The organism is Nocardia sp. GP40 (assembly GCF_050434125.1).
GTDB classification, from domain to species: domain Bacteria; phylum Actinomycetota; class Actinomycetes; order Mycobacteriales; family Mycobacteriaceae; genus Nocardia; species Nocardia albiluteola.
The window spans coordinates 275,354-295,405 of the sequence record NZ_JBNPVW010000006.1 but is presented as its reverse complement, the minus strand read 5'-3'; the positions used below and the strand labels follow the sequence as shown (position 1 = coordinate 295,405).

Genomic DNA, 20,052 nt, shown 5'->3' with positions numbered 1-20,052 from the left:
TTCGTGCGGGGGAAGGCTCGGAAGGAGACGATACGTGAAGGTCGCGGGCAGGACTGCGGTGGTCACCGGTGGCGGCGGCGGTATCGGCGGTGCGATCGCACTGCGCCTGGTGGAGGCCGGCGCGCGCGTGGTGGTGGCCGATCTGGACCGCGCGGCCGCCGAGGCTGTCGTCGGTCTGATTCCGGAGAACAGTCCCGGCGAGGCGGTGGCCGCCGGTGCAGACGTCTCCGACGAGGGCGAGATCCGTGGAATCATCGGGCGTGCCGAGGCCGAATTCGGCCCGGTGGACCTGTATTTCGCGAACGCGGGCGTCGGTGGGCCGGTCGGCCTCGGTGACGATATGGCCTGGGCGACCACGATCGACGTCAACGTCACCGCCCATGTGCGGGCCGCCCGCCTGCTCGTGCCGGGCTGGCTGGAACGCGGCGAGGGCTACTTCATCGGCACCGCCTCGGCGGCAGGCCTGCTGACCCAGATCGGTTCGGCTGCCTACTCGGTGACCAAGCATGCCGCGGTGGGATTCGCCGAGTGGCTCTCGGTCACCTACGGCGACAAGGGAATTCGGGTCAGTTGCCTGTGCCCGATGGGTGTCGAAACGAAACTGCTGCGCGCAGGGGAGAACTCGGGAGACCGACTTGGCGAGGCGGCCACCAGGGCGGTGACCTCCGCCGGTGCCGTCCTCGCGCCGGACGTCGTAGCGGACCTCGTGTTGGAAGCGGTCGACGACGAGCGTTTCCTCATCCTGCCCCACCCCGAGGTGCTCGAGATGTACCGCCGCAAGGGCGCCGACTACGAGAAGTGGCTGAGCGGCATGCGTCGATACCAAGCCGGGCTGCTGGCCGCCGGATAACGCCGTGTGATCGGTGCGGACGCGCGAGCCCGAGAGGGAGGTAGCTATGGCCACGACGGCCGGGGACGGTGTCGCGGCGGAGGAGATTCCGCCGCTGGCCGACACCTCGATACTGAGGGAACCGCCCAGTACGCCGCGCGGGGTGCGCACCCGCACCGCTCTGGTGGTCGCGGCGCGGACGGTGTTCGAACGCGATGGCTACTTGGAGGCGCGTCTGGCCGACATAGCGTCGGAGGCCAGGCTGTCCACAGGCTCGTTCTACACCTACTTCGCCGGCAAGCAGGAGATCCTGCACGCGGTCCTGGACCAAGCGCAGAGCGAACTCCTGCATCCGGGCATGCCGCGGCTGAGCGGCGACGAGGCCTCGCCTGCGGCGGTCATCGAAGCCAGTAATCGGGCGTATTTCGAGGCGTACAAACGCAATGCGAAGCTGATGGCGATCCTCGAGCAGGTCGCCGCCATCGACCCCAAGTTCCGTGAGCTGCGCCGTCGCCGCAGCCGCGCGTTCTGCGATCGGAACGCGCGCTCGCTCGCGCAGCTCCAGGAGCGTGGCCTGGCCGACCCGCAACTGGATCCGCAGCAGGCCGCTCGGGCGCTGTCGGGCATGGTGGGCCGGATGGCGTACTACACCTATGTACTCGGTGAGGAACACTCGGTCGACGAGCTGGTGCGAACGGTCACCCGGCTCTGGATCAATGCCGCTCGGATCGAATCCACCGGCGGCTGAACCGTATTCAGGCACCACGCCGGACGGCAGGACCGATAGCGGTCGTGCCGGGTTGCATAATCTGAATCCGACTTCAATATCGCGTTGATTTGCAGGGTGTGACCACTGCTTTCGTGAAAACTGTGTGGCATATCACATGGCTGATCGTGGGTTGACGGTCTTGACCGGAACGTGCGCGTCAAGCATGGTGGCGGAGAAAAATAAGCGCTTAGTAAGTTCTTCGGATGGCCATGGTGCTCGAACGCCTGTCGTAAGCCCCTGAACAACGAAAGGACCTGTCCGTGAACAGATTCGAAGGCAAGACCGCCATTGTCACCGGCGCCAGCCGGGGCATCGGCCTCGGCATCGCGCAGCGCCTGGTGGACGAGGGCGCGCGGGTCGTCATCACCGCCCGCAAGCAGGAAGCGCTCGACGAAGCGGTCGTCGCGCTGGGCGGACCGTCCAAGGCACTGGCCGTGGCGGGGCGCGCCGACGATGCGGCGCATCAGGCCGAGACCATCAAGCGGGCCGTCGAAACCTTCGGCAGCGCCGACCTGCTGGTGAACAACACCGGCATCAACCCGGTATTCGGCCCGATGGTGGAGCTGTCGCTCGACGCCGCCCGAAAGATCGTGGAGGTCAACTGCCTTGCGGCGCTGTCGTGGGTGCAGCAGGCGTATCAGGGATGGATGAAAGAACACGGCGGCTCGGTCGTGAACGTCTCCTCGGTCGCCGGTCTCAAGCCCGCGCCCGGCATCGGCTTCTACGGTTCCAGCAAGGCTATGCTGACCCACATCACCCAGGAGCTGGCCGCCGAACTCGGCCCGGACATCCGTGTGAACGCCGTGGCCCCCGCGGTGGTGAAGACCCAGTTCGCCAGCGCCCTTTACGAAGGCCGGGAGGAGAAGCTCGCGGCAACGTACCCGCTGAAACGGTTGGGTGTGCCGGAGGACATCGGCAGCGTGGTCGCCTTCCTGCTCTCCGCGGACGCCGCCTGGATCACCGGCCAGCTGCTCGTGATCGACGGCGGCATCACCCTCACCGGCGGTGTCTGAGTTGGCGCGAATGCAGGCCTGGCGCGTCCACGAACTCGGCGAGCCGGGAAAGGTATTGCGCCTGGACACCGTCGACCGCCCGGAACCGGGCCCGCGCCAGCTGGCCGTCCAGGTCACCGGCGCGGCGGCGAACTTCCCCGATGTGCTCATGTGCCGGGGCCTCTATCAGGTGAAGCCGCCGCTCCCGTTCACGCCCGGTGTCGAGCTGTGCGGTGAGGTAGTGGCCGTGGGTACCGAGGTCACCGGATTCGCCGTCGGCGACCGCGTCCTCGGTGGCTGCTCGCTGCCCTACGGCGGATTCGCCGAGTACGCGCTGATGGAAGCGGCTCAAACCTTTCCCGCGCCGGCGGAGTTGGACGATGCGGAAGCGTCCGCGCTGTTCATCGGCTACCAGACGGGTTGGTTCGGCTTGCATCGCCGCGCTGCGCTGAGAGCGGGGGAGACCCTGCTGGTGCATGCCGCTGCCGGTGGCGTGGGCAGTGCCGCGATCCAGCTCGGCAAGGCCGCCGGGGCCCGGGTGATCGGCGTGGTCGGCGGTCCCGAAAAGGCCGAGTACGCACGAGAACTCGGTGCCGACGTGGTCGTGGACCGATGGAGCGAGGACTTCGTCGAGGTCGTCAAGCAGGTCACGGACAATCGGGGTGCGGACGTCGTCTACGACCCGGTCGGGGGCGAGACCTACGCACGCTCGACGAAATGCATCGCCTTCGAGGGCCGGATCCTGGTCGTCGGCTTCGCGGGTGGCGAGATCCAGAGCGCCGCACTGAATCACGCCCTGATCAAGAACTATTCGATCGTCGGCCTGCACTGGGGTCTCTACAACGCTCACGACCCGGCCGCGGTCGCGCAGTGCCATCGAGCACTGACCGAGCTCGCCGCCGCAGGCTCCATCCGTCCGCTGGTCACCGAACGACTGGCCTTGGCGGACATCGCCGATGGCATCCAACGCCTCGCCGACGGCAAGACCGTCGGACGCGTGGTCTACACCCCGTCGGCTTGATCCGACTCGACCCAGGAGAACACCATGAGCAACGAAACACAACGGGTAGCACTGGTCACCGGCGCGGCACGCGGCATCGGCGCCGCCGTCGCACGCCGACTCGCGGCCGACGGAATGGCCGTGGCGGTCCTGGATTTGGACGAGGCGGCCTGCAAACCCGTCGTCGATGAGATCGTGGCCGCCGGTGGCCGGGCCCTGGCGGCCGGCGCCGACGTATCCGACGAAAGCGCGGTGGACCAGGCCGTCGAGCGGGTGGTCGCCGAACTCGGCCCGCCGACCGTGCTGGTCAACAATGCCGGCATTCTGCGTGACAACCTGCTGTTCAAGATGACCGTCGCGGACTGGGACGCCGTCATGGGCGTGCACCTGCGCGGTGCCTTCCTGTGTTCGAAAGCGGTACAGCGCCACATGGTCGACGCGGGTTTCGGTCGCATCGTGAGCCTTTCGAGCACCTCGGCACTGGGCAACCGCGGCCAGGCCAACTACTCGGCGGCCAAGGCCGGGCTGCAGGGCTTCACCAAGACGCTCGCCTTCGAGCTCGGCAAGTTCGGCATCACCGCCAACGCGGTGGCGCCGGGCTTCATCGAGACCGATATGACCCAGGCCACCGCAGCACGGATGGGGGTCGACTTCGAGGACTTCAAGAAGGCCCTCATCTCCCAGATCCCGGTGGCGCGTTCGGGAAAGCCCGAGGACATCGCGCACACCGTCTCGTTCTTGGTGAGCGAGGGCGCGGGATTCGTGTCGGGCCAGGTCATCTACGTGGCCGGCGGACCGACGAACTAGGCCGACAACGCAATCGAGAGGATCGCAACCCATGCAGGTATTTCAGGGCTGGCCCGAACTGGAGAAGGCCGTCGGCACCCACCTCGGCTACGGCGAGTGGCACACCGTGACCCAGGAACAGATCAACCGGTTCGCCGACGCCACCGGTGATCACCAGTGGATCCACGTCGACCCGGAGCGCGCCGCCGCCGGGCCGTTCGGCACCACCGTGGCCCACGGCTTCCTCACCCTGTCGCTGCTGCCCATGCTCACCGCGAGCGTGTACACCGTCGAGGGGCTGTCGATGGGAGTCAACTACGGAGCCAACAAGGTCCGCTTCCCCGCCCCGGTGCCCGTCGGCTCCCGCCTCCGGGCGGGCGTGGAACTGGTGTCGCTGACACCCGTGACCATGGGATACCAGGCGGTCAGCCGGGTCACGGTCGAGATCGAGGGCGCGGCCAAACCGGCCTGCGTGGCCGAGTCCGTCGCCCTGCTGGTGCCCTGATGAGCGGCCGCTACGCCGCCGCGGAAGCGGTCGGGAGACTGCCGGGTCTGGATCTGGAGCGGCTGGCGACCTGGCTGGCTGCCACCCGGCCCGACCTGAGCGCGGGGCCGCTCACCGGCCGACTGATCGCCGGTGGCCGATCCAACCTCACCTATGCGGTGAGTGACGGTGCCTCGCAATGGATTCTGCGTCGCCCGCCGCTCGGTCATGTGCTGGCGACCGCACACGACATGGGGCGCGAATTCCGCGTGATGAGCGCACTGGCCGACACCGATGTCCCGGTCCCGCGCACCTACGCGCTGTGTACCGATGCCGACATCCTGGGCGCACCCTTCTATCTCATGGAAAATGTTGCGGGCACGCCCTATCGGACAGCATCCGAGCTCGCGGCTCTGGGACCGACACGGGTACAAGCGATTTCGACCGGCATGATCGAGGCACTCGCCGCGCTGCACTCCGTCGATCCGGCGGGGGTGGGCCTGGCGGACTTCGGGCGGCCGTACGGATTCCTGGAACGTCAGGTGCACCGCTGGAAGAAGCAGCTGGACGCGTCCTACTCGCGCGAGCTGCCGGGTGCCGAGGAGCTGTTCACCCTGCTCGCGGTGCGCCAACCCGAGCAGTCGCCGGATGGCATCGTGCACGGCGACTACCGGCTCGACAACGTCCTGATCGCCGCCGACGACCGGGTCGTGGCCGTCATCGACTGGGAGATGGCCACTGTGGGTGATCCCCTTACCGATGTCGCGCTCCTGCTGCTGTACCAGCGACTCGGCAGCGAACTGGGCATCACCGCGGTCAGCGACGTGTCCGAGGCGCCCGGGTATCTCGGTGAATCCGACATGCTCGACCGATACGCCCGCCATTCCGGCCGCGACCTGGCGCATCTCGGCTTCTATCTGGGGCTGGCGGCCTTCAAACTTGCCGCCATCCTCGAGGGCATCCACTATCGCTACCTCCACGGCCAGACCGTGGGCTCCGGCTTCGAGGCCATCGGCGATGCGGTCGAACCGCTGCTGCGGGCCGGAATCGCCGCTGTGAGGGAGAAGAACCTATGACCGACACGGTTCGCGAGGACCTCCGCGCGCGGGTGGAATCACTACTCGCAGAACATGATCCGCGCACCACCGACGCGGTGACCTTCCACCGCGCCCGCTTCGACTCCGGGCTGGCCTGGGTGTACTTCCCGCTAGGCTCGGGCGGTCTCGGAGTGGAGCGGGAACTCCAGCCCTTCGTCGACGAACTGTTCGACCAGGCGGGAGCCCCCGGAAACAACGCCGAGGTCAACGGCATCGGCCTCGGCATGGCCGCGCCCACCATCCTGGCCTTCGGCACGCCCGAACAGCGGCGACGTTTCCTGCGCCCGCTGTGGGCCGGCGAGGAGATCTGGTGCCAGCTGTTCAGCGAACCAGGCGCCGGATCGGATCTGGCCGCGGTCTCCACCCGGGCCGTGCGGGACGGCGACGACTGGATCGTCAACGGGCAGAAGGTGTGGACGTCGGTGGCGCACAAGGCGCAGTGGGCGATCCTGGTCGCCCGGACCGACCCGAGCCGCCCCAAGCATTCGGGCCTGACCTACTTCCTCTGCGATATGACCGATCCCGGCGTCGATGTCCGGCCGCTGCGCCAGATCACCGGTGAGGCGGAGTTCAATGAGGTCTTCCTCACCGATGTACGCATTCCGGACGCGCACCGCCTCGGTCAGGAGGGGGAGGGCTGGCGTGTCGCCACCACCACGCTCAACAACGAGCGTGTCTCGATCGGCGGGCGTGCGGTGCCCCGCGAGAGCGGCGTGCTCGGCGCGGTCGCCCGCACCTGGCGGAGCAACCCGGACAGGCACACCCCGGAATTGCACGACCGGATGCTGCGGCTGTGGGTCGAGGCCGAAGCCGGGCGATTGGCCGCCACCCGGATGCGGCAACGGGTCTCCGGCGGGCAGCCCGGCCCCGAAAGTTCCGCGCTCAAACTGTCTTTCGCGCGCTCCAATCAACAGCTGGCGGGGCTCGAACTGGAGATCCTCGGCGAACGGGGCCTGCGCTACGACGACTGGACCATGGTGCGCACCGAACGGGTCGACTTCGCCGGGCGCAGCCCGGGCTACCGCTACCTGCGCGCCAAGGGCAATTCCATCGAGGGCGGCACCTCGGAGATCATGCGCAATATCGTCGCCGAGCGGGTGCTGGGTCTGCCGGTCGAACCCCGCGGGGACAAGGACATCGCCTGGAAGGACCTGGCCCGATGAGCGAGGACATCCTGCTGCTCGACACCGACACCGAGACCGCCCTGCGGCGCACGGTGCGCGATCTGCTCGAAGCCAACTGCGATCCGGGAATGGTGGCCCGAGCCTACGAAGGCGACCGCGCGCTCACCGCCGGCCTGTGGAAGGCTCTGGCCCAGGACCTCGGCCTGGCCGGGCTGCTCATTCCCGAAAACCGCGGCGGCGCAGGCGGTTCCGCCCGCGACGCCGCCGTGGTCCTCGAGGAGCTCGGGCGCTTCGTCGCCCCTGTGCCCTTCCTCACCAGCAGCGTCATCGCCGCCACCGTACTGCTCGCCGGTGACTCCGGCCTGGTCGGCGCTGTCGCCGAGGGCCGGACGACGGCCGCATTGCTCGCGCCCTTCACCGCGGCCACCGCGGCCGGTGTCCCGTTGTTCTGGACGGACGACGCCGGACGGGTGTCCGGCCGTGCGACCAGCGTCGCGGGCGCCCTGGACGCCGACATGCTGCTGGCCGCGGTCGAAACCTCCTCCGGCACCGAGATTCACGCGATTCCCGCCACCGCCGCCATCATCACCCCGGTGATCTCGCTGGACATGACCCGCCCGCTCGCCGATGTCGTCATCGAATCGGGCGCGGGTCAGGTCGTCGTTCCCGCGGGCGCGGGCGTCGCGGCTCTGCAGGAGGGCCTGGAAACCGGTGCGGCACTGCTGGCTTCGGAACAGGCCGGTCTTGCCGAGTGGTGTCTGGAGACCACCGTCGACTATCTGAAGATGCGCCGCCAATTCGGCCGCGTGGTCGGCGGATTCCAGGCGCTCAAACATCGCCTCGCCGACCTGTTTGTCGAGATGGAGATGGCGGCGGCCAGCTCCCGCTATGCCGCGGGCGTGATCGCGACGGGCGACCCCGACATTCCCGTGGGTACCGCGGTGGCTGCGGCCTATTGCGCGGACGTGGCCGTCAAGGCCGCCGAGGAAGCCGTCCAGCTGCACGGCGGCATCGGAATGACCTGGGAGTATCCGGTGCACCTGTACCTCAAGCGCGCCAAGGCTGATCAGCTCGGCCTGGGCAGCCCCGGCTACCACCGCTCGGTCCTGGCTCGCCTGGTCGATATCCGCCTGGGCGAGGAATAGCGTTTTGGCAGGTCAGAGGCCAGCCTTCCGGCAAAGTTGAAGTTGAATCCAACCTCAAGTACGGTGCGAAGTAGTGCACCGGCACTGTCGGAATGGACCAGGAGTGACCATGTTCGAGATTTCCGAGCGGGCGCAGCGTTATCGAGATGAGCTGCTCGCCTTCATGGATGAGCACATCTACCCCGCCGAAGCGGTGTACGAGGCGCAGATGGCCGAGTCCGGCGACCCGCATTTCCAGCCGCCGATCGTGGAGGAGCTCAAGACCGAGGCCAAGAAGCGGGAGCTGTGGAATCTGTTCCACCCGCACGCCGAATGGGGTCCGGGTCTGACCAATCTCGAGTACGCGCCGCTGGCCGAGATCATGGGCCGCAGTGCGCATCTCGCGCCGGAGGCCACCAACTGCGCCGCGCCCGACACCGGGAACATGGAGGTGCTGACGCTGTTCGGCACGCCCGAGCACAAGGAGCAGTGGTTGCGCCCGCTGCTCGACGGTGAGATCCGCTCGGCCTTCGCCATGACCGAGCCCGCGGTCGCCAGCTCGGACGCCACCAATATCCAGCTGCGCATGGAGCGTGACGGCGAGGACTATGTGCTCAATGGCCGGAAGTGGTGGACTTCCAACGCTTTGCACAAGAACTGCAAGGTGCTCATCGTGATGGGCAAGACCGATCCGAACGCGCCGACGCATCGTCAGCAGTCCATGATGGTCGTTCCGATCGACACCCCGGGTGTGACGGTGCAGCGCGGCTTGCCGGTGTTCGGCTATCAGGACCGTGAGGGCCACGCCGAGGTGAGTTTCGAGAACGTGCGGGTGCCCGCGACCGCGCTGCTGGCGGGTGAGGGTGACGGGTTCATGATCAGTCAGGCGCGGCTGGGTCCGGGCCGCATCCACCACTGCATGCGCGCCATCGGCATGGCCGAGCGCGCCCTGGACCTGATGATCGACCGCGCGCAGTCGCGCGTGACTTTCGGTGAGCCGGTGGCGAATCGGGCCAATATCCAGGATTGGATCGCCGAGGCGCGCATCGAGATCGACATGGCGCGGCTGCTGACCTTGAAGGCCGCGTATCTGATGGACACCGTGGGCAACAAGGCTGCGCGTACCGAGATCGCCGCGATCAAGGTCGCGGCCCCGAATGTGGCGCTGAAGGTGGTCGATCGCGCCATTCAGGTGCACGGCGGCGGGGGTGTCTCCGATGACTTCCCGCTGGCCAGTATGTACGCGCACCTGCGCACCCTGCGTCTGGCCGACGGCCCGGACGAGGTGCACAAGCGCTCGATCGCGCAGTGGGAGCTGCGTCGCCGCGACCCGAACTGGGGCAAGCGCGCCTGACACGCACAGGCGGGTCCGCACGGCACTTTTCGACATCACCCACCCAAGGAGGAAACAATGGCCGATCCCTGTGTCGTCGTGGCGACCATGATCGCGAAGCCGGGTCAGGAAGACCTGGTCGAGAAGACGCTGCGCGCGGCCGCGCCCGCCGTGCACGCCGAGCCGGGCTGCCTGCGGTACGCACTGCACCGCCGGCTCGAGCAGCCCGAGCGGTTCGTCATGATCGAGAAGTGGGCCTCCAGGGATGCGCTGCGCGAGCACGGTCAGGGCGCGGCTCTGCGCGAGGTCGGCCTCGCCTTGGCCGACGCTCTGGTGACCGCGCCCGAGGTGCTGGTCTTCGAACCGCTGCCCGCCGGCGATCCCGAAAAGGGCGCGCTCTGACGACCGGGAAGTGAGTGCACGTATGACGAAAACGCAGCAGGTCCGGCTCGCGCGACGCCCGTCCGGGCTCCCCGACGCAGATACCTGGAACGTGACGGCCGAGGATCTCCCCGCGCTCGGCGACGGCGAGATCCTGGTGAAGATCGACTACATCTCCCTCGATCCGGCCATGCGCGGCTGGCTCAACGACGTACGGTCCTACGTCCCGCCGGTCGGTCTGGGCGAGGTGATGCGGTCGCTGGACATCGCCACCGTCGTCGAGTCCACCCATCCCGATTTCGCGGTCGGCGACGCCGTCAGCGGAATCTTCGGCGTCACCGAATACGCCGTCAGCGACGGCAGGGGTGTGACGAAGATCGACCTCTGCGTCGCACCCGGCCCCACCTGGCTCGGCGCGCTCGGAATGCCAGGCATGACAGCGTATTTCGGCCTCCTGGAAGTTGGCAAGCTGAAAGCCGGTGAGACCGTGGTGGTCTCGGCCGCGGCCGGAGCGGTCGGCAGCGTCGTCGGCCAGATCGCCAAGGCCGAGGGCGCGACCGTGATCGGGATCGCCGGCGGGGCTGACAAGTGCCGAATCCTCACCGAGGAGCTCGGTTTCGACGCGGCCATCGACTACCGCGGTGAGGACGTGTTGCACCGGCTGCGCGACCTCGCGCCCGAGGGCATCGACATCTACTTCGACAATGTCGGCGGCGACATCCTCGACGCCGCGCTTGCCAACCTTCGTCGTGGAGCTCGCATCGTGCTGTGCGGCGCGGTCGCGGCCTACAACGACGAGAAGCTGCGGCCGGGACCATCGCGCTACATGTCGCTGCTGGTGTTCCGCGCGTCCATGACCGGATTCGTCGTCTTCGACTACGCCGACCGCTACCCCGAAGCCGTTGCCGCCATTGGCGGTTGGATCGCCGAGGGCACGCTGAAGAACCGCGAACATGTCGTCCAGGGCGGCGTCGCACAGTTCGGCCAGACCTTGAACATGCTGTTCACCGGCGGCAACACCGGAAAACTGGTGCTCGCACTCTGATCGGCCCACCGTGCTCAACCGCTGAACGACCAAGAGACCCCGCACCACACGGTGCGGGATCTCCTTCGTTCGTCCGGCGATCTCTCTGAGTCGACGCCGACCTGGCAGATGCTCCGGCACTCGAGATAGGTCAGCAGGAGCGGCGCATCCCCAGTGCGCCCCATAGTCGCTCGGCGGTATCGGGCGCCTCGCGATGCAGCAATCCGGTGAGTCCCGCACGCTCGGCTGCCACGACGTTCTGCCGCAGATCGTCGACCATCACGGTGTCTCGCGGTTCGGAACCCAAACCGGCACAGGCAATCATGTACGCCCGCTGCGACGGTTTCCGCACTCCGATCCGGCCGGAGATGGTCACGGCATCGAACATGGCCTCGAGATCGAAACCGGCGTAGCAGTCGTCGCCGAGCGAATTCGACAGCAGTCCGACCCGGAAACCGGCTGCCCGGACCTCGGCTGCTAGCCGGATCATGTCGGTGTCGGCCCGCAGATTGGACTGCATGCGGCGGACCAGTCCGGTGGCGTCCGCATCCACGCCGTGCGATCGCAGGCACGCTGCGAAGCCGCGTTCGAACTCCGCTTCGGCGATTCGCCCCTCCTCGTGCTCGACCAGCAGCGCCCGCGCGGCGGGGTCCTCGGCGAGCAGGCGCAGCGGCAGCCGGGGATCGCAGCCGAGCGAGGCGCCGAGCTGTTCGAAGGCCTCGAAGACACTGGAGGTCAGGACACCGCCGAAATCGAACAGCACCGCGGTGGACGTGCCGTTGCCGGCGGGCGAATCGGGTGTGGGAGTGGTCATGGATTTCCCTTCCGCAAGATCCCTCGTTCCGAGCGTATGTGAACCCGAGTTCAACTTCAACACAGACTCGGGTCTGTGAGCGGGGGCTTCCCTGTATCGTTCGATAGCGGCGACCGCGCCGGCGACAGATGTCGGGCGGACGAATGCAAGACTGTCCGGGTGACCGAATCAGAGGATCGCTCGCGCGCCGACGAGACGCGGGCCCGGCTACTGGAGGCTGCCGTCATCGCCTTCGCCGAGCGTGGGTTCCACGGTTCGACGACCCGTGACATCACCTCGATCGCGGGGCTGAGCACCGCGGCCATCTATGTGCACCACCGCTCCAAGGAGGAACTGCTCTACCAGATCTCGCACACCGGGCACCTGAATACCTTGGAGCGCATTCGAGAAGCCATGGGCTTCTCGGAAGATCCGGTCGAGCAATTGGTGGCGGTCGTACGGGAATTCGTTATCCATCACGCCCGCGCGCACACCGTCGCCCGTGTCATCAACTACGAGCTCAATGCGCTCAGTCCCGAGCATCAGCGCGAGATCAAGGAGATCCGGCACATCATCGACGCCGAGATCCGGCAGCTGATCGAGCGTGGTGTCTCGGCGGGCGTCTTCGACAACCCGAATCCGCACCTGGCGGCGGTGGCGTTGCTGTCGCTGGGCATCGACCTGGCCCGCTGGTATCGCGAGGACGGTCCGGCCTCGCCGGAGGAGATCGGTGACTACTACGTGGATCTCGCGTTGCGGATCGTCGGCGCGCGCAAATAGGTTCCGCCGCTGAGGTCTTCGATCCCGGGAACTCCGCGCGAGCTCTTGAAGCTGACATCGGATTCGGGAAACATACGTGATGTGAGCACGGTTTCCCCGCACAACGCCAGAATGACCTTCCGCACCCTCGAACCGGTGCACGGCATGATCTACTTCTCCCCACACGGCCCCGAGATGTATCGGGAGCTGGGCATGACCGATCCGCGAATGATGTATTTCGCCTCCCGGTCGGCCGCTCTGGGTGTGGTCCCCGCCGAGGTCACCATCGCGACCTTCTTCAACTTCAACCCGGCCGCGGTGCACGCGGTGATGCCTGCCGCCTGGGACATCGCTCCCCCTTCCGACATCCTGCGGGCTCGTCTGGAAGCTGTCGATCGGTCGCTGCGCCAGGCCTGGGGCGCCGACGTTGCCGGACCCGAGGTGCAGGAGGCCGCGGAGCTGGCTCGGCGTGCCGCCGTGCGTGCCTGCGAGCGACCACAGGGTCGGCCGTTGTTCGCGGCCCACGCGGCGCTACCGTGGCCCGAGGAGCCGCATCTGGTGTTGTGGCATGCGCAGTCGCTGCTCCGGGAGTTTCGCGGTGACGGGCATGTCGCACTACTGCTGACCGAGGGGTTGAGCGGGATCGAAGCCCTCATCACCCACAGCGCCACAGGCGAGATCGCGCCGGAAGTCCTGCGTATCAGCCGATCCTGGAGCGAAGAGGGCTGGGCGGCGGGGGTGGCCGCGCTCCGCGAGCGCGGATGGCTGGTCGAGGACGACATCGCGCTGAGCGTGCACGGCACCGCACGCCGCGAGGCCGTCGAGAGCCGCACCGACGAACTGGCGGTATTTCCGTACGAAGCGATCGGTGAGAGCGGGTGCGAAAGACTGCGGACCCTGGGCTCTCCGTTGGCGATTCGCGTGATGGAGGCAGACTTGGGATTCCCGCCGATGCTGTCCGAACGCTACCGGCAGGCGATTCAGGCCGGCGCGCGGTAGCTTCGAGAGAACGAGGACGCCGCGGCGGACGCCTGGCGGCGGGTGTTGCCTTCTTCGGCGAGCACCTGCGCTGACCCCCGCCGAAACCGGGCCGGAACGTTATCCGGAATTCGGCGAGTCGAGGGAATGCCCGTGCAACACCTGTGGTTGGTTTCCATGTCACCTACTGGTTTCGGCGGAATCGACAAAGGAGATCGGGACAATGGACGTAGTGGTGCTGATCGGGCGGATTCTGTTCGCTCTGCTGTTTCTCGGATCGGCGTTCGGCCATTTCGCTCAGCGCGAGCAGATGGCGCAGTACGCGCAGTCCAAGGGCGTCCCGGTGGCGGGCCTGGCGGTGCTCGGTTCCGGGGTGCTGCTGCTGCTCGGCGGGCTGAGCGTGCTGCTGGGGGTGTGGGCCGACCTGGGCTCCCTGCTGCTGGTCATCTTCCTCGTGCCGACCGCGTTCCTGATGCACCCGTTCTGGAAGGAGCAGGATGCACAGGCCAAGCAGATGGAGATGGTGTCGTTCAACAAGGACATCGGCCTGGCCGGTGCGGCGTTCATGCTGTTCGCTTTCTTCGCCCACGTGAGCAATCTCGGACTGACGATTACCGGACCGCTGTTCAATTTCTGAATTCGCGGTAGATTCCCGGATTCCGCATTGTCGCGCGGCCGGGCAGGTATCCCTCGCCGACCGATCGAAGGTGCCCGCGAGGACGGACTCGACGACACGGCCGGCCGGAGCGCGGTCTCCGGCGGCCCGCCCGGTCGCGTCGGCGTCGCCTGGACGGACAGGGCGGGATCACCCGCCCGTAGTGGTCTCGGTTACGGCGGCGTGTGCGGAGGATGCGTAAAATCGGTGGTTCTTGTGTGTAGGTGCTGCCCACACTCGAACCACCCACCCGCTTCTGCTGAGGAGACTTGTTGTGATCACCGCGACCGACCTGGAGGTCCGGGCCGGAATCCGCACCCTGCTGACCGCGTCGGGTTCGGCCCTGCGCGTGCAGGCCGGAGACCGGATCGGGCTGGTCGGGCGCAACGGCGCCGGCAAGACCACGACGCTGCGCATCCTGGCGGGCGAGGGCGAGCCCTACGCGGGCACCGTCACCCGGTCCGGCGAGATCGGCTATCTGCCGCAGGATCCGCGCGAGGGCAATCTCGACGTGCTTGCGCGCGACCGGGTGCTGTCCGCGCGCGGCCTGGACACGCTGATTCGCGATATGGAGAAGCAGCAGGCGCTGATGGCCGAAGTCGTCGACGAGGCCGAGCGGGAGAAGGCGGTGCGCAAGTACGGCAATCTCGAGGACCGCTTCTCGGCGCTGGGCGGCTATGTGGCCGAGAGTGAAGCCGCCCGCATCTGCAACAGCCTCGGCCTGCCCGACCGGGTGCTCGGCACCCAGTTGCGCACGCTGTCCGGAGGTCAGCGCCGCCGCGTCGAGCTGGCGCGCATCCTGTTCTCGGCCTCGGACGGCTCCGGCGGCCGCAGTGACCGCACGCTGTTACTGGACGAGCCCACCAACCACCTCGACGCCGACTCCATCACCTGGCTGCGCGGGTTCCTGCAGAACCACGACGGCGGGCTCATCGTGATCTCCCACGACGTCGATCTGCTCGCCGACGTCGTCAACAAGGTCTGGTTCCTCGACGCGGTGCGCGGCGAGGCCGACGTCTACAACATGGGCTGGAAGAAGTATCTCGACGCCCGCGCCACCGACGAGCAGCGCCGGGTGCGCGAGCGCGCCAACGCCGAGAAGAAGGCCGGCGCCCTGCGCCAACAGGCGGCCAAGCTCGGCGCGAAGGCGACCAAAGCCGCTGCGGCACATCAGATGGTGCGCCGGGCGGACCGGCTGCTGGCCGAGCTGGACGACGTGCGCGTGGCCGACAAGGTCGCCCGGATCAAGTTCCCCGAGCCCGCCGCCTGCAGCCGCACCCCGCTGATGGTCAAGGACCTCACCAAGCTGTACGGCTCGCTGGAGATCTTCACCGGCGTCAGCTTCGCCGTCGACCGCGGCAGCCGCGTCGTCGTGCTCGGCCTCAATGGCGCCGGTAAGACGACGATGCTGAAACTGCTTGCGGGAGTGGAGACTCCGACCGCGGGCGGGGTGGAGCCGGGCCGCGGCCTGAAGGTCGGCTACTTCGCCCAGGAGCACGACACCCTGGACGACAACGCGTCGGTGTGGGACAACATCCGGCACGCCTCCCCGGACGCGGGGGAGCAGGAACTGCGCAGCCTGCTGGGCGCCTTCATGTTCTCCGGCCCTCAACTCGAACAGCCCGCCGGCACCCTGTCCGGCGGTGAGAAGACCCGCCTGGCGCTGGCCGGGCTGGTCTCCTCGGCGGCGAACGTGCTGCTGCTCGACGAGCCGACCAACAACCTGGATCCCGTCTCGCGCGAGCAGGTCCTGGACGCGCTGCGCAGCTATGCGGGCGCGGTGGTGCTGGTGACCCACGATCCGGGCGCGGCCGAGGCGCTGAACCCGGAACGGGTGATCATGCTCCCCGACGGCACCGAGGACCACTGGTCCGAGGACTACCTGGAGCTCATCCAGCTCGCCTAGGTGCTCCGGGCCGGTCGGCGCGGCTAGGCGTACCTCCACATTCGCTCCGGCCATGCGCGGTCTGCGGACGGCTTCGCCGACAGCGCCCATCAGGCCTGGGCCAGGTGCTCGCGAGCCTGCTCGTAGCCGCCCTCGCGCGCCTTGCCCGGCCCGTACACGGTGTGCACCACACCGGTCTTGAAGGTGGCCGAGCGCAGCAGCTCGAGCGGCAGCGGGGTGTCCGCCTCGTCGAACAGGCGCGTGCCCTTGCGCATCGCGATGGGGTGCACGAGCAGGTGCAGCTCGTCGATCAGGCCCGCGTTCAGCAGCTGGCGGACCACCGACACCGAGCCGGACAGGCCGATGTCCCCGCCCTCGGTCTGCTTCAACGCGGTCACCGCCTCGATCAGGTCGCCCTCGAGCTGCTCGGAGTTGCGCCAGGTGAATTCGAGCTTGCCGCGCGACACCACCATCTTGCGGATATCGCCGAAATGCTTGGCCATCTCGGAGTCCGGGCCGCCTGCGGCCTCGCGCTCGGGCCAGGCGCCCGCGAAACCCTGGTAGGTGGTGTTGCCGAAGAGCATGGTGTCGGCGGTGCCCATCTGGCCCTGCACGGCCTCGCCCATCTCGTCGTTGAAGTAGGGGAAGTGCCAGTCCTGCGGATCCTCGACGACACCGTCGAGGGAGATGAACAGGCCGGCGGTGATCTTGCGCATCGAATGCTCCTGGGATCGGTCGTGGTGGCTGTGTGCCTGCTATGAGGACGGCGGGAGGCGCCGAAATTTATCGCTGATGTTGATTCCGGACAAATATCGTGAGGTTGGTCACAGGATCCCGTTGATCACTGCATCCTGAATGTCTAGCCTGGAATGAGGCTGCAGGGCGACCGGAGGAAGCCATGAGTGACAGGCCCGCACAAGGGAAGTCCATGTTGGGTAAGGGCACGCGCGTGACGGGAAAGTCGCGGGACCGCTTACAGACCCAGCTCAAGAAGCAGTACGAGGCGGGGGCGAGTATCCGTTCGCTGGCGCGGGAAACCGGCCGCTCGTACGGGTTCATCCACAACGTGCTGGTGGAGTCGCATGTGCAGCTCCGCAGCCGTGGTGGCGCCAACCGTCGCAAGGCCACGGTGGGCACGTAATCTCACGCGGTCCCACACCGAATTCGGTGCTGCCGCAGGAGGATGCGCCGGACGGGGCCGAACGGTCCTGTGGGCGTGGACGTCCGGTTCGTCCGGGTGCCTCACTCCGGGACGACGGCCGCGTCGCCGACGACGAGATAGCTTGCCAGGCTGCGGAAGATCGGCAGTCCCGTCTTGATCTCCAGGTAGGCGAACTGCCCCTGCGGGTTGACCTCGAGGAAGTAGTATTCGCCGTCGATCCCCAGGCGGATGTCCAGCACCCCGAAAACCAGTCCCAGCGCGCCCATCACGGTGGCGATGGACTTGCTGACCGCGGCGGGCAACCGGTCCGGGATGAAGTCGACCGAGGTGTCCAGGCGCGAATCCACGCGCCCCGCACCGGATTGCGAGTCGATGCGCACGGTCCACTCCACGCCGTCGATCCACACCACCCGCAGATCGCACTCCGCCTCGATGTAGTCCTGGAACGTGGTGGGCGCCGAGCGGATCGTGTCGAGGCGATTCAGATCGGCGGGGGTGACCACGCGGGTCTCGGAGAACTCCGCGCGCCCGGTGCCGGTGCGTTTGAAGACGACCGGCCCCGGCCGCGCCCCGACGAAGCTGCGCGCCTCGTCCGGATCGTTGGTGATGAGCGTCTCGGGGATCGTGAAGCCCGAGCGCCGCGCCGTCTCCAGCTGCACGATCTTGCGGGTGGCGGTGCGGTCGGCGCCGGGATCGTTGACCCATACCGCGGGGATCGACCAGAGCAGCCCCTGCAGGAAGCCGTCGCATTCGGCCTGCCGGTAGTCGTCGTCGGCGGTGCGCATGCCCGCGGGTACCACGGCCTGGTGCGGACGGCGCCACCACACCGCGGCGACGTCGTCCAGGCCGTAGATGTGCGACAGCGAGCGCGCGGTGCCGGCGCGGTCGAGCCGGAAACTGCCGCTCTCGCGCGGGAAGTCGCGCATGTCGAGCCGAATCGGGCTGTTACCGTACTGATTTCGCAGCGTCGCAGTCATCGCGTCGGCATGCAGATCGTCGGCCTCGGTGATGATCAGCACCGACCCTGCCGCGCGGGCCATCGACCGACTCCTCAATCGAGACTGTCGCAGGCCATGGCGTCGAGGCTGCCCGCATACGAGAGGGTGTGGCTTCGGGTCATCGCGGCGCCGGTGCCGGACAGGTGCAGCGAGCGGGCCCAGCGTTCGGTCTGACGGGCGAGCTGATCGTCGCCGCGCGCGGGAGAATGCTGCTGCGCCAGCGTCATCGGGCGTTCGGTCAGGTCGATTCGCAGCCGCCGGGTGAAGTCCGCGGTGGCGCCGGCGCGCACTCGCACCCGGACCGGGCGGCCGCCCTGGCCGGTGGCCGGATCGGTGCGGGGGATGTCCGCGCCGGGAGCATCCGCTCCGAGCGGGTCGATGTCGAGCACATCGGCGCGATCGAAGGTCCAGGTGCCCTCGGATACGCGCACACTCACCGCACCCGCCGATTCGGCTATAAGATAGCCTGAAAGTAGCGGAGCGGCCTCGCACTGGTCCGGGCGAAATCCGGTGCGTGGGGGCGCAGAGGGATGGACGATCTCGGGCATAGGGCTGGTCTCCGATCTGCTCGCGGTTTGCCACGGAAGCCGAGCGTGACCTGGATCATATCCCGATCGGGACGCCGTCCGGTTGGCAACGAAAGAATTCCGGTGCGCTGGCATCCCGGCAGCAGCGCCACGGAATGCGCTATCGCCGAAAGTTTTTCGGTTGAGTGCTCAACTCGGGTTGCGATGCGGCGAATCGCCCGAACCGGTCGGCTTGTTGTCTAGAGCCCCAGCACCTCGGTGGACTCCGAGAGTTCGCGGAACCGCTCGATCGGATTCGGCACGAGCTTGCGAGCCGTCAGATCCATCAGCCCGGTGACGACGGTGAACTCCGCCGAGACGGTGCCGTCCAGCTTACGGATCTGCTGGTGCATCCAGAACGCCTTGCCGGTGCCCCATTCGAATTCACAGGTGACGGTGACCTCGTCGCCCAGATGCAGCTCCCGCAGATGCTTCACGGTGGATTCCAGGACCACCGGGCCCAGCCCGTGCTGGAAGAGCTTGTCCGGGACCAGGCCGGCCGCGCGCAGCGCCTCCCACCGCGCGTGCTCGGCGTACTGGTGGTAGACGGCCTGATTCAGGTGGCCGTTGACGTCGAGTTCGTAGCCGCGGACGGTCACGGGCACAGCGAATGTCATACCTTGGCGAACATGCGGCCAATGCCCGGTATTCCGTATCCGGGGTGGCATCCGTCACGATGGCTGGCGGGTCACCGCTCAGGCCTTGCGCCGCACCGAGGCCTCCACGAGATCCAGTACGGCAGTGAGGTTGTCGTTGGCGTGGCCCGAGGCGATGCGAGCGATGAGCCCATCCAGCACCAGGTCCAGATAGCCCAGCAGCACATCGGTCGGCACGTCGTCGCGCAACGCGCCTGCGGCCTTGCGTCGCTCCAGCCGCGCGAGGGTCGCGGCGGTGAGCTCGGCCGAACGCTGGGTCCAGCCCGCGGCGAACTCCGGGTCGGTGCGCAGCCGGCGTGCGATCTCCAGCCGGGTGCCCAGCCAGTTGTACTGCTCCGGATTGGCGAGCATCTCCCGCATCACCTGCACCAGGCCCTGGTTCGCGGCGACCTCGGCCATCCGCTCGGCATCCTCCTGGGCGAGCGCCAGGAACAGCGCGTCCTTGTCCCGGAAGTGATGGAAGATCGCGCCGCGGGACAGGCCGATGGCCTCTTCCAGGCGCCGCACCGTCGCGCCCTCGTAACCGAATTCTGCGAAACAGCGCCGCGCGCCGTCCAGAATCTGGCTGCGCCGGGCGGCGAGGTGGTCATCACTGACCTTGGGCATGGGCTCCTCCAAACCGGGGTGTGGCAAACCCCCGCGCCGCCTGGGCAGCGC

General features: G+C 67.7%; 23 protein-coding genes. 17 read left to right on the top strand and 6 right to left on the bottom strand.

Annotated elements, in window-relative coordinates:
• Positions 1-34 precede the first annotated feature (34 nt).
• The 12 genes from ABH933_RS20315 (at position 35) to ABH933_RS20260 (ending at position 10,964) form a co-directional block, all read left to right on the top strand.
• Positions 35-850 carry an SDR family oxidoreductase gene (locus tag ABH933_RS20315; protein ID WP_429423761.1) on the top strand — a complete coding sequence of 272 codons (816 nt, stop codon included), beginning with the start codon at positions 35-37 and terminating at the stop codon, positions 848-850.
• Positions 851-896: 46 nt separating this feature from the next.
• The gene (locus ABH933_RS20310; RefSeq protein ID WP_429423760.1) at positions 897-1,577 is read left to right on the top strand and encodes a TetR/AcrR family transcriptional regulator; all 681 of its coding nucleotides are present in this window, start codon (positions 897-899) and stop codon (positions 1,575-1,577) included.
• Between the two features lie 281 nt (positions 1,578-1,858).
• Complete coding sequence (locus ABH933_RS20305; protein WP_429423759.1) at positions 1,859-2,611, top strand: SDR family oxidoreductase; 753 nt, start codon at positions 1,859-1,861, stop codon at positions 2,609-2,611.
• A gap of 10 nt (positions 2,612-2,621) precedes the next feature.
• Positions 2,622-3,611 (top strand): NADPH:quinone oxidoreductase family protein, encoded by a 990-nt coding sequence (locus tag ABH933_RS20300; protein ID WP_429423787.1) that lies wholly within the window; start codon positions 2,622-2,624, stop codon positions 3,609-3,611.
• A 24-nt stretch (positions 3,612-3,635) separates the two neighbouring features.
• On the top strand, positions 3,636-4,397 hold the full coding sequence (fabG, locus tag ABH933_RS20295) for a 3-oxoacyl-ACP reductase FabG (protein ID WP_215923331.1): 762 nt from the start codon (positions 3,636-3,638) through the stop codon (positions 4,395-4,397).
• Between the two features lie 31 nt (positions 4,398-4,428).
• Positions 4,429-4,881 (top strand): MaoC family dehydratase, encoded by a 453-nt coding sequence (locus ABH933_RS20290; RefSeq protein ID WP_429423758.1) that lies wholly within the window; start codon positions 4,429-4,431, stop codon positions 4,879-4,881.
• Positions 4,881-5,936, top strand: a complete 1,056-nt coding sequence (locus ABH933_RS20285; protein WP_429423757.1) for a phosphotransferase family protein — start codon at positions 4,881-4,883, stop codon at positions 5,934-5,936. The genes ABH933_RS20290 and ABH933_RS20285 overlap by 1 nt, the downstream gene beginning before the upstream one ends.
• Positions 5,933-7,120 carry an acyl-CoA dehydrogenase family protein gene (locus tag ABH933_RS20280; RefSeq protein WP_429423756.1) on the top strand — a complete coding sequence of 396 codons (1,188 nt, stop codon included), beginning with the start codon at positions 5,933-5,935 and terminating at the stop codon, positions 7,118-7,120. The genes ABH933_RS20285 and ABH933_RS20280 overlap by 4 nt, the downstream gene beginning before the upstream one ends.
• Positions 7,117-8,226: an acyl-CoA dehydrogenase family protein gene (locus ABH933_RS20275; protein ID WP_429423755.1), complete on the top strand. Its 1,110-nt coding sequence runs from the start codon at positions 7,117-7,119 to the stop codon at positions 8,224-8,226. Before ABH933_RS20280 ends, ABH933_RS20275 begins: the two co-directional genes overlap by 4 nt.
• 109 nt (positions 8,227-8,335) lie before the next feature.
• Entirely contained in the window at positions 8,336-9,559 is a 1,224-nt protein-coding gene (locus ABH933_RS20270) for an acyl-CoA dehydrogenase family protein (protein ID WP_429423754.1), read from the top strand.
• A 57-nt stretch (positions 9,560-9,616) separates the two neighbouring features.
• Positions 9,617-9,940 (top strand): putative quinol monooxygenase, encoded by a 324-nt coding sequence (locus ABH933_RS20265; protein ID WP_429423753.1) that lies wholly within the window; start codon positions 9,617-9,619, stop codon positions 9,938-9,940.
• A 22-nt stretch (positions 9,941-9,962) separates the two neighbouring features.
• On the top strand, positions 9,963-10,964 hold the full coding sequence (locus ABH933_RS20260; RefSeq protein ID WP_429423752.1) for an NADP-dependent oxidoreductase: 1,002 nt from the start codon (positions 9,963-9,965) through the stop codon (positions 10,962-10,964).
• 130 nt (positions 10,965-11,094) lie between these two features.
• Here ABH933_RS20260 and ABH933_RS20255 read toward each other — a convergent pair whose 3' ends face one another.
• Positions 11,095-11,757, bottom strand: coding sequence for an HAD family hydrolase (locus ABH933_RS20255; RefSeq protein WP_429423751.1), 663 nt, complete (start codon positions 11,755-11,757; stop codon positions 11,095-11,097).
• Between the two features lie 159 nt (positions 11,758-11,916).
• Between ABH933_RS20255 and ABH933_RS20250 the strand changes: the two genes are divergently transcribed.
• The 4 genes from ABH933_RS20250 to ABH933_RS20235 all read left to right on the top strand — a co-directional run bounded on the left by ABH933_RS20250 (position 11,917) and on the right by ABH933_RS20235 (position 16,034).
• Positions 11,917-12,516, top strand: coding sequence for a TetR/AcrR family transcriptional regulator (locus ABH933_RS20250; RefSeq protein WP_215923322.1), 600 nt, complete (start codon positions 11,917-11,919; stop codon positions 12,514-12,516).
• Positions 12,517-12,597: 81 nt separating this feature from the next.
• Positions 12,598-13,494 (top strand): SCO6745 family protein, encoded by an 897-nt coding sequence (locus ABH933_RS20245; RefSeq protein ID WP_429423750.1) that lies wholly within the window; start codon positions 12,598-12,600, stop codon positions 13,492-13,494.
• Positions 13,495-13,696: 202 nt separating this feature from the next.
• Entirely contained in the window at positions 13,697-14,110 is a 414-nt protein-coding gene (locus ABH933_RS20240) for a DoxX family membrane protein (RefSeq protein WP_429423749.1), read from the top strand.
• Between the two features lie 292 nt (positions 14,111-14,402).
• Positions 14,403-16,034 carry an ABC-F family ATP-binding cassette domain-containing protein gene (locus ABH933_RS20235; RefSeq protein WP_215923319.1) on the top strand — a complete coding sequence of 544 codons (1,632 nt, stop codon included), beginning with the start codon at positions 14,403-14,405 and terminating at the stop codon, positions 16,032-16,034.
• Positions 16,035-16,123: 89 nt separating this feature from the next.
• On the opposite strand, the gene ABH933_RS20230 is transcribed toward ABH933_RS20235, so the two are convergent.
• Complete coding sequence (locus ABH933_RS20230; protein WP_429423748.1) at positions 16,124-16,729, bottom strand: dihydrofolate reductase family protein; 606 nt, start codon at positions 16,727-16,729, stop codon at positions 16,124-16,126.
• 182 nt (positions 16,730-16,911) lie between these two features.
• Between ABH933_RS20230 and ABH933_RS20225 the strand changes: the two genes are divergently transcribed.
• The gene (locus ABH933_RS20225; RefSeq protein WP_215920346.1) at positions 16,912-17,154 is read left to right on the top strand and encodes a helix-turn-helix domain-containing protein; all 243 of its coding nucleotides are present in this window, start codon (positions 16,912-16,914) and stop codon (positions 17,152-17,154) included.
• A 101-nt stretch (positions 17,155-17,255) separates the two neighbouring features.
• Here the strand turns inward: ABH933_RS20225 and ABH933_RS20220 are convergent, their stop codons facing one another.
• The 4 genes from ABH933_RS20220 to ABH933_RS20205 form a co-directional block, all read right to left on the bottom strand.
• Positions 17,256-18,215 (bottom strand): MvdC/MvdD family ATP grasp protein, encoded by a 960-nt coding sequence (locus ABH933_RS20220; RefSeq protein ID WP_429423747.1) that lies wholly within the window; start codon positions 18,213-18,215, stop codon positions 17,256-17,258.
• Positions 18,216-18,226: 11 nt separating this feature from the next.
• The gene (locus tag ABH933_RS20215; protein ID WP_429455060.1) at positions 18,227-18,604 is read right to left on the bottom strand and encodes a hypothetical protein; all 378 of its coding nucleotides are present in this window, start codon (positions 18,602-18,604) and stop codon (positions 18,227-18,229) included.
• Positions 18,605-18,939: 335 nt separating this feature from the next.
• A complete protein-coding gene (locus tag ABH933_RS20210) occupies positions 18,940-19,344 on the bottom strand; it encodes an acyl-CoA thioesterase (RefSeq protein ID WP_308166778.1) in 405 nt (134 codons plus the stop codon).
• Positions 19,345-19,434: 90 nt separating this feature from the next.
• Positions 19,435-20,001, bottom strand: coding sequence for a TetR/AcrR family transcriptional regulator (locus ABH933_RS20205; protein ID WP_215920340.1), 567 nt, complete (start codon positions 19,999-20,001; stop codon positions 19,435-19,437).
• Positions 20,002-20,052: the final 51 nt, after the last annotated feature.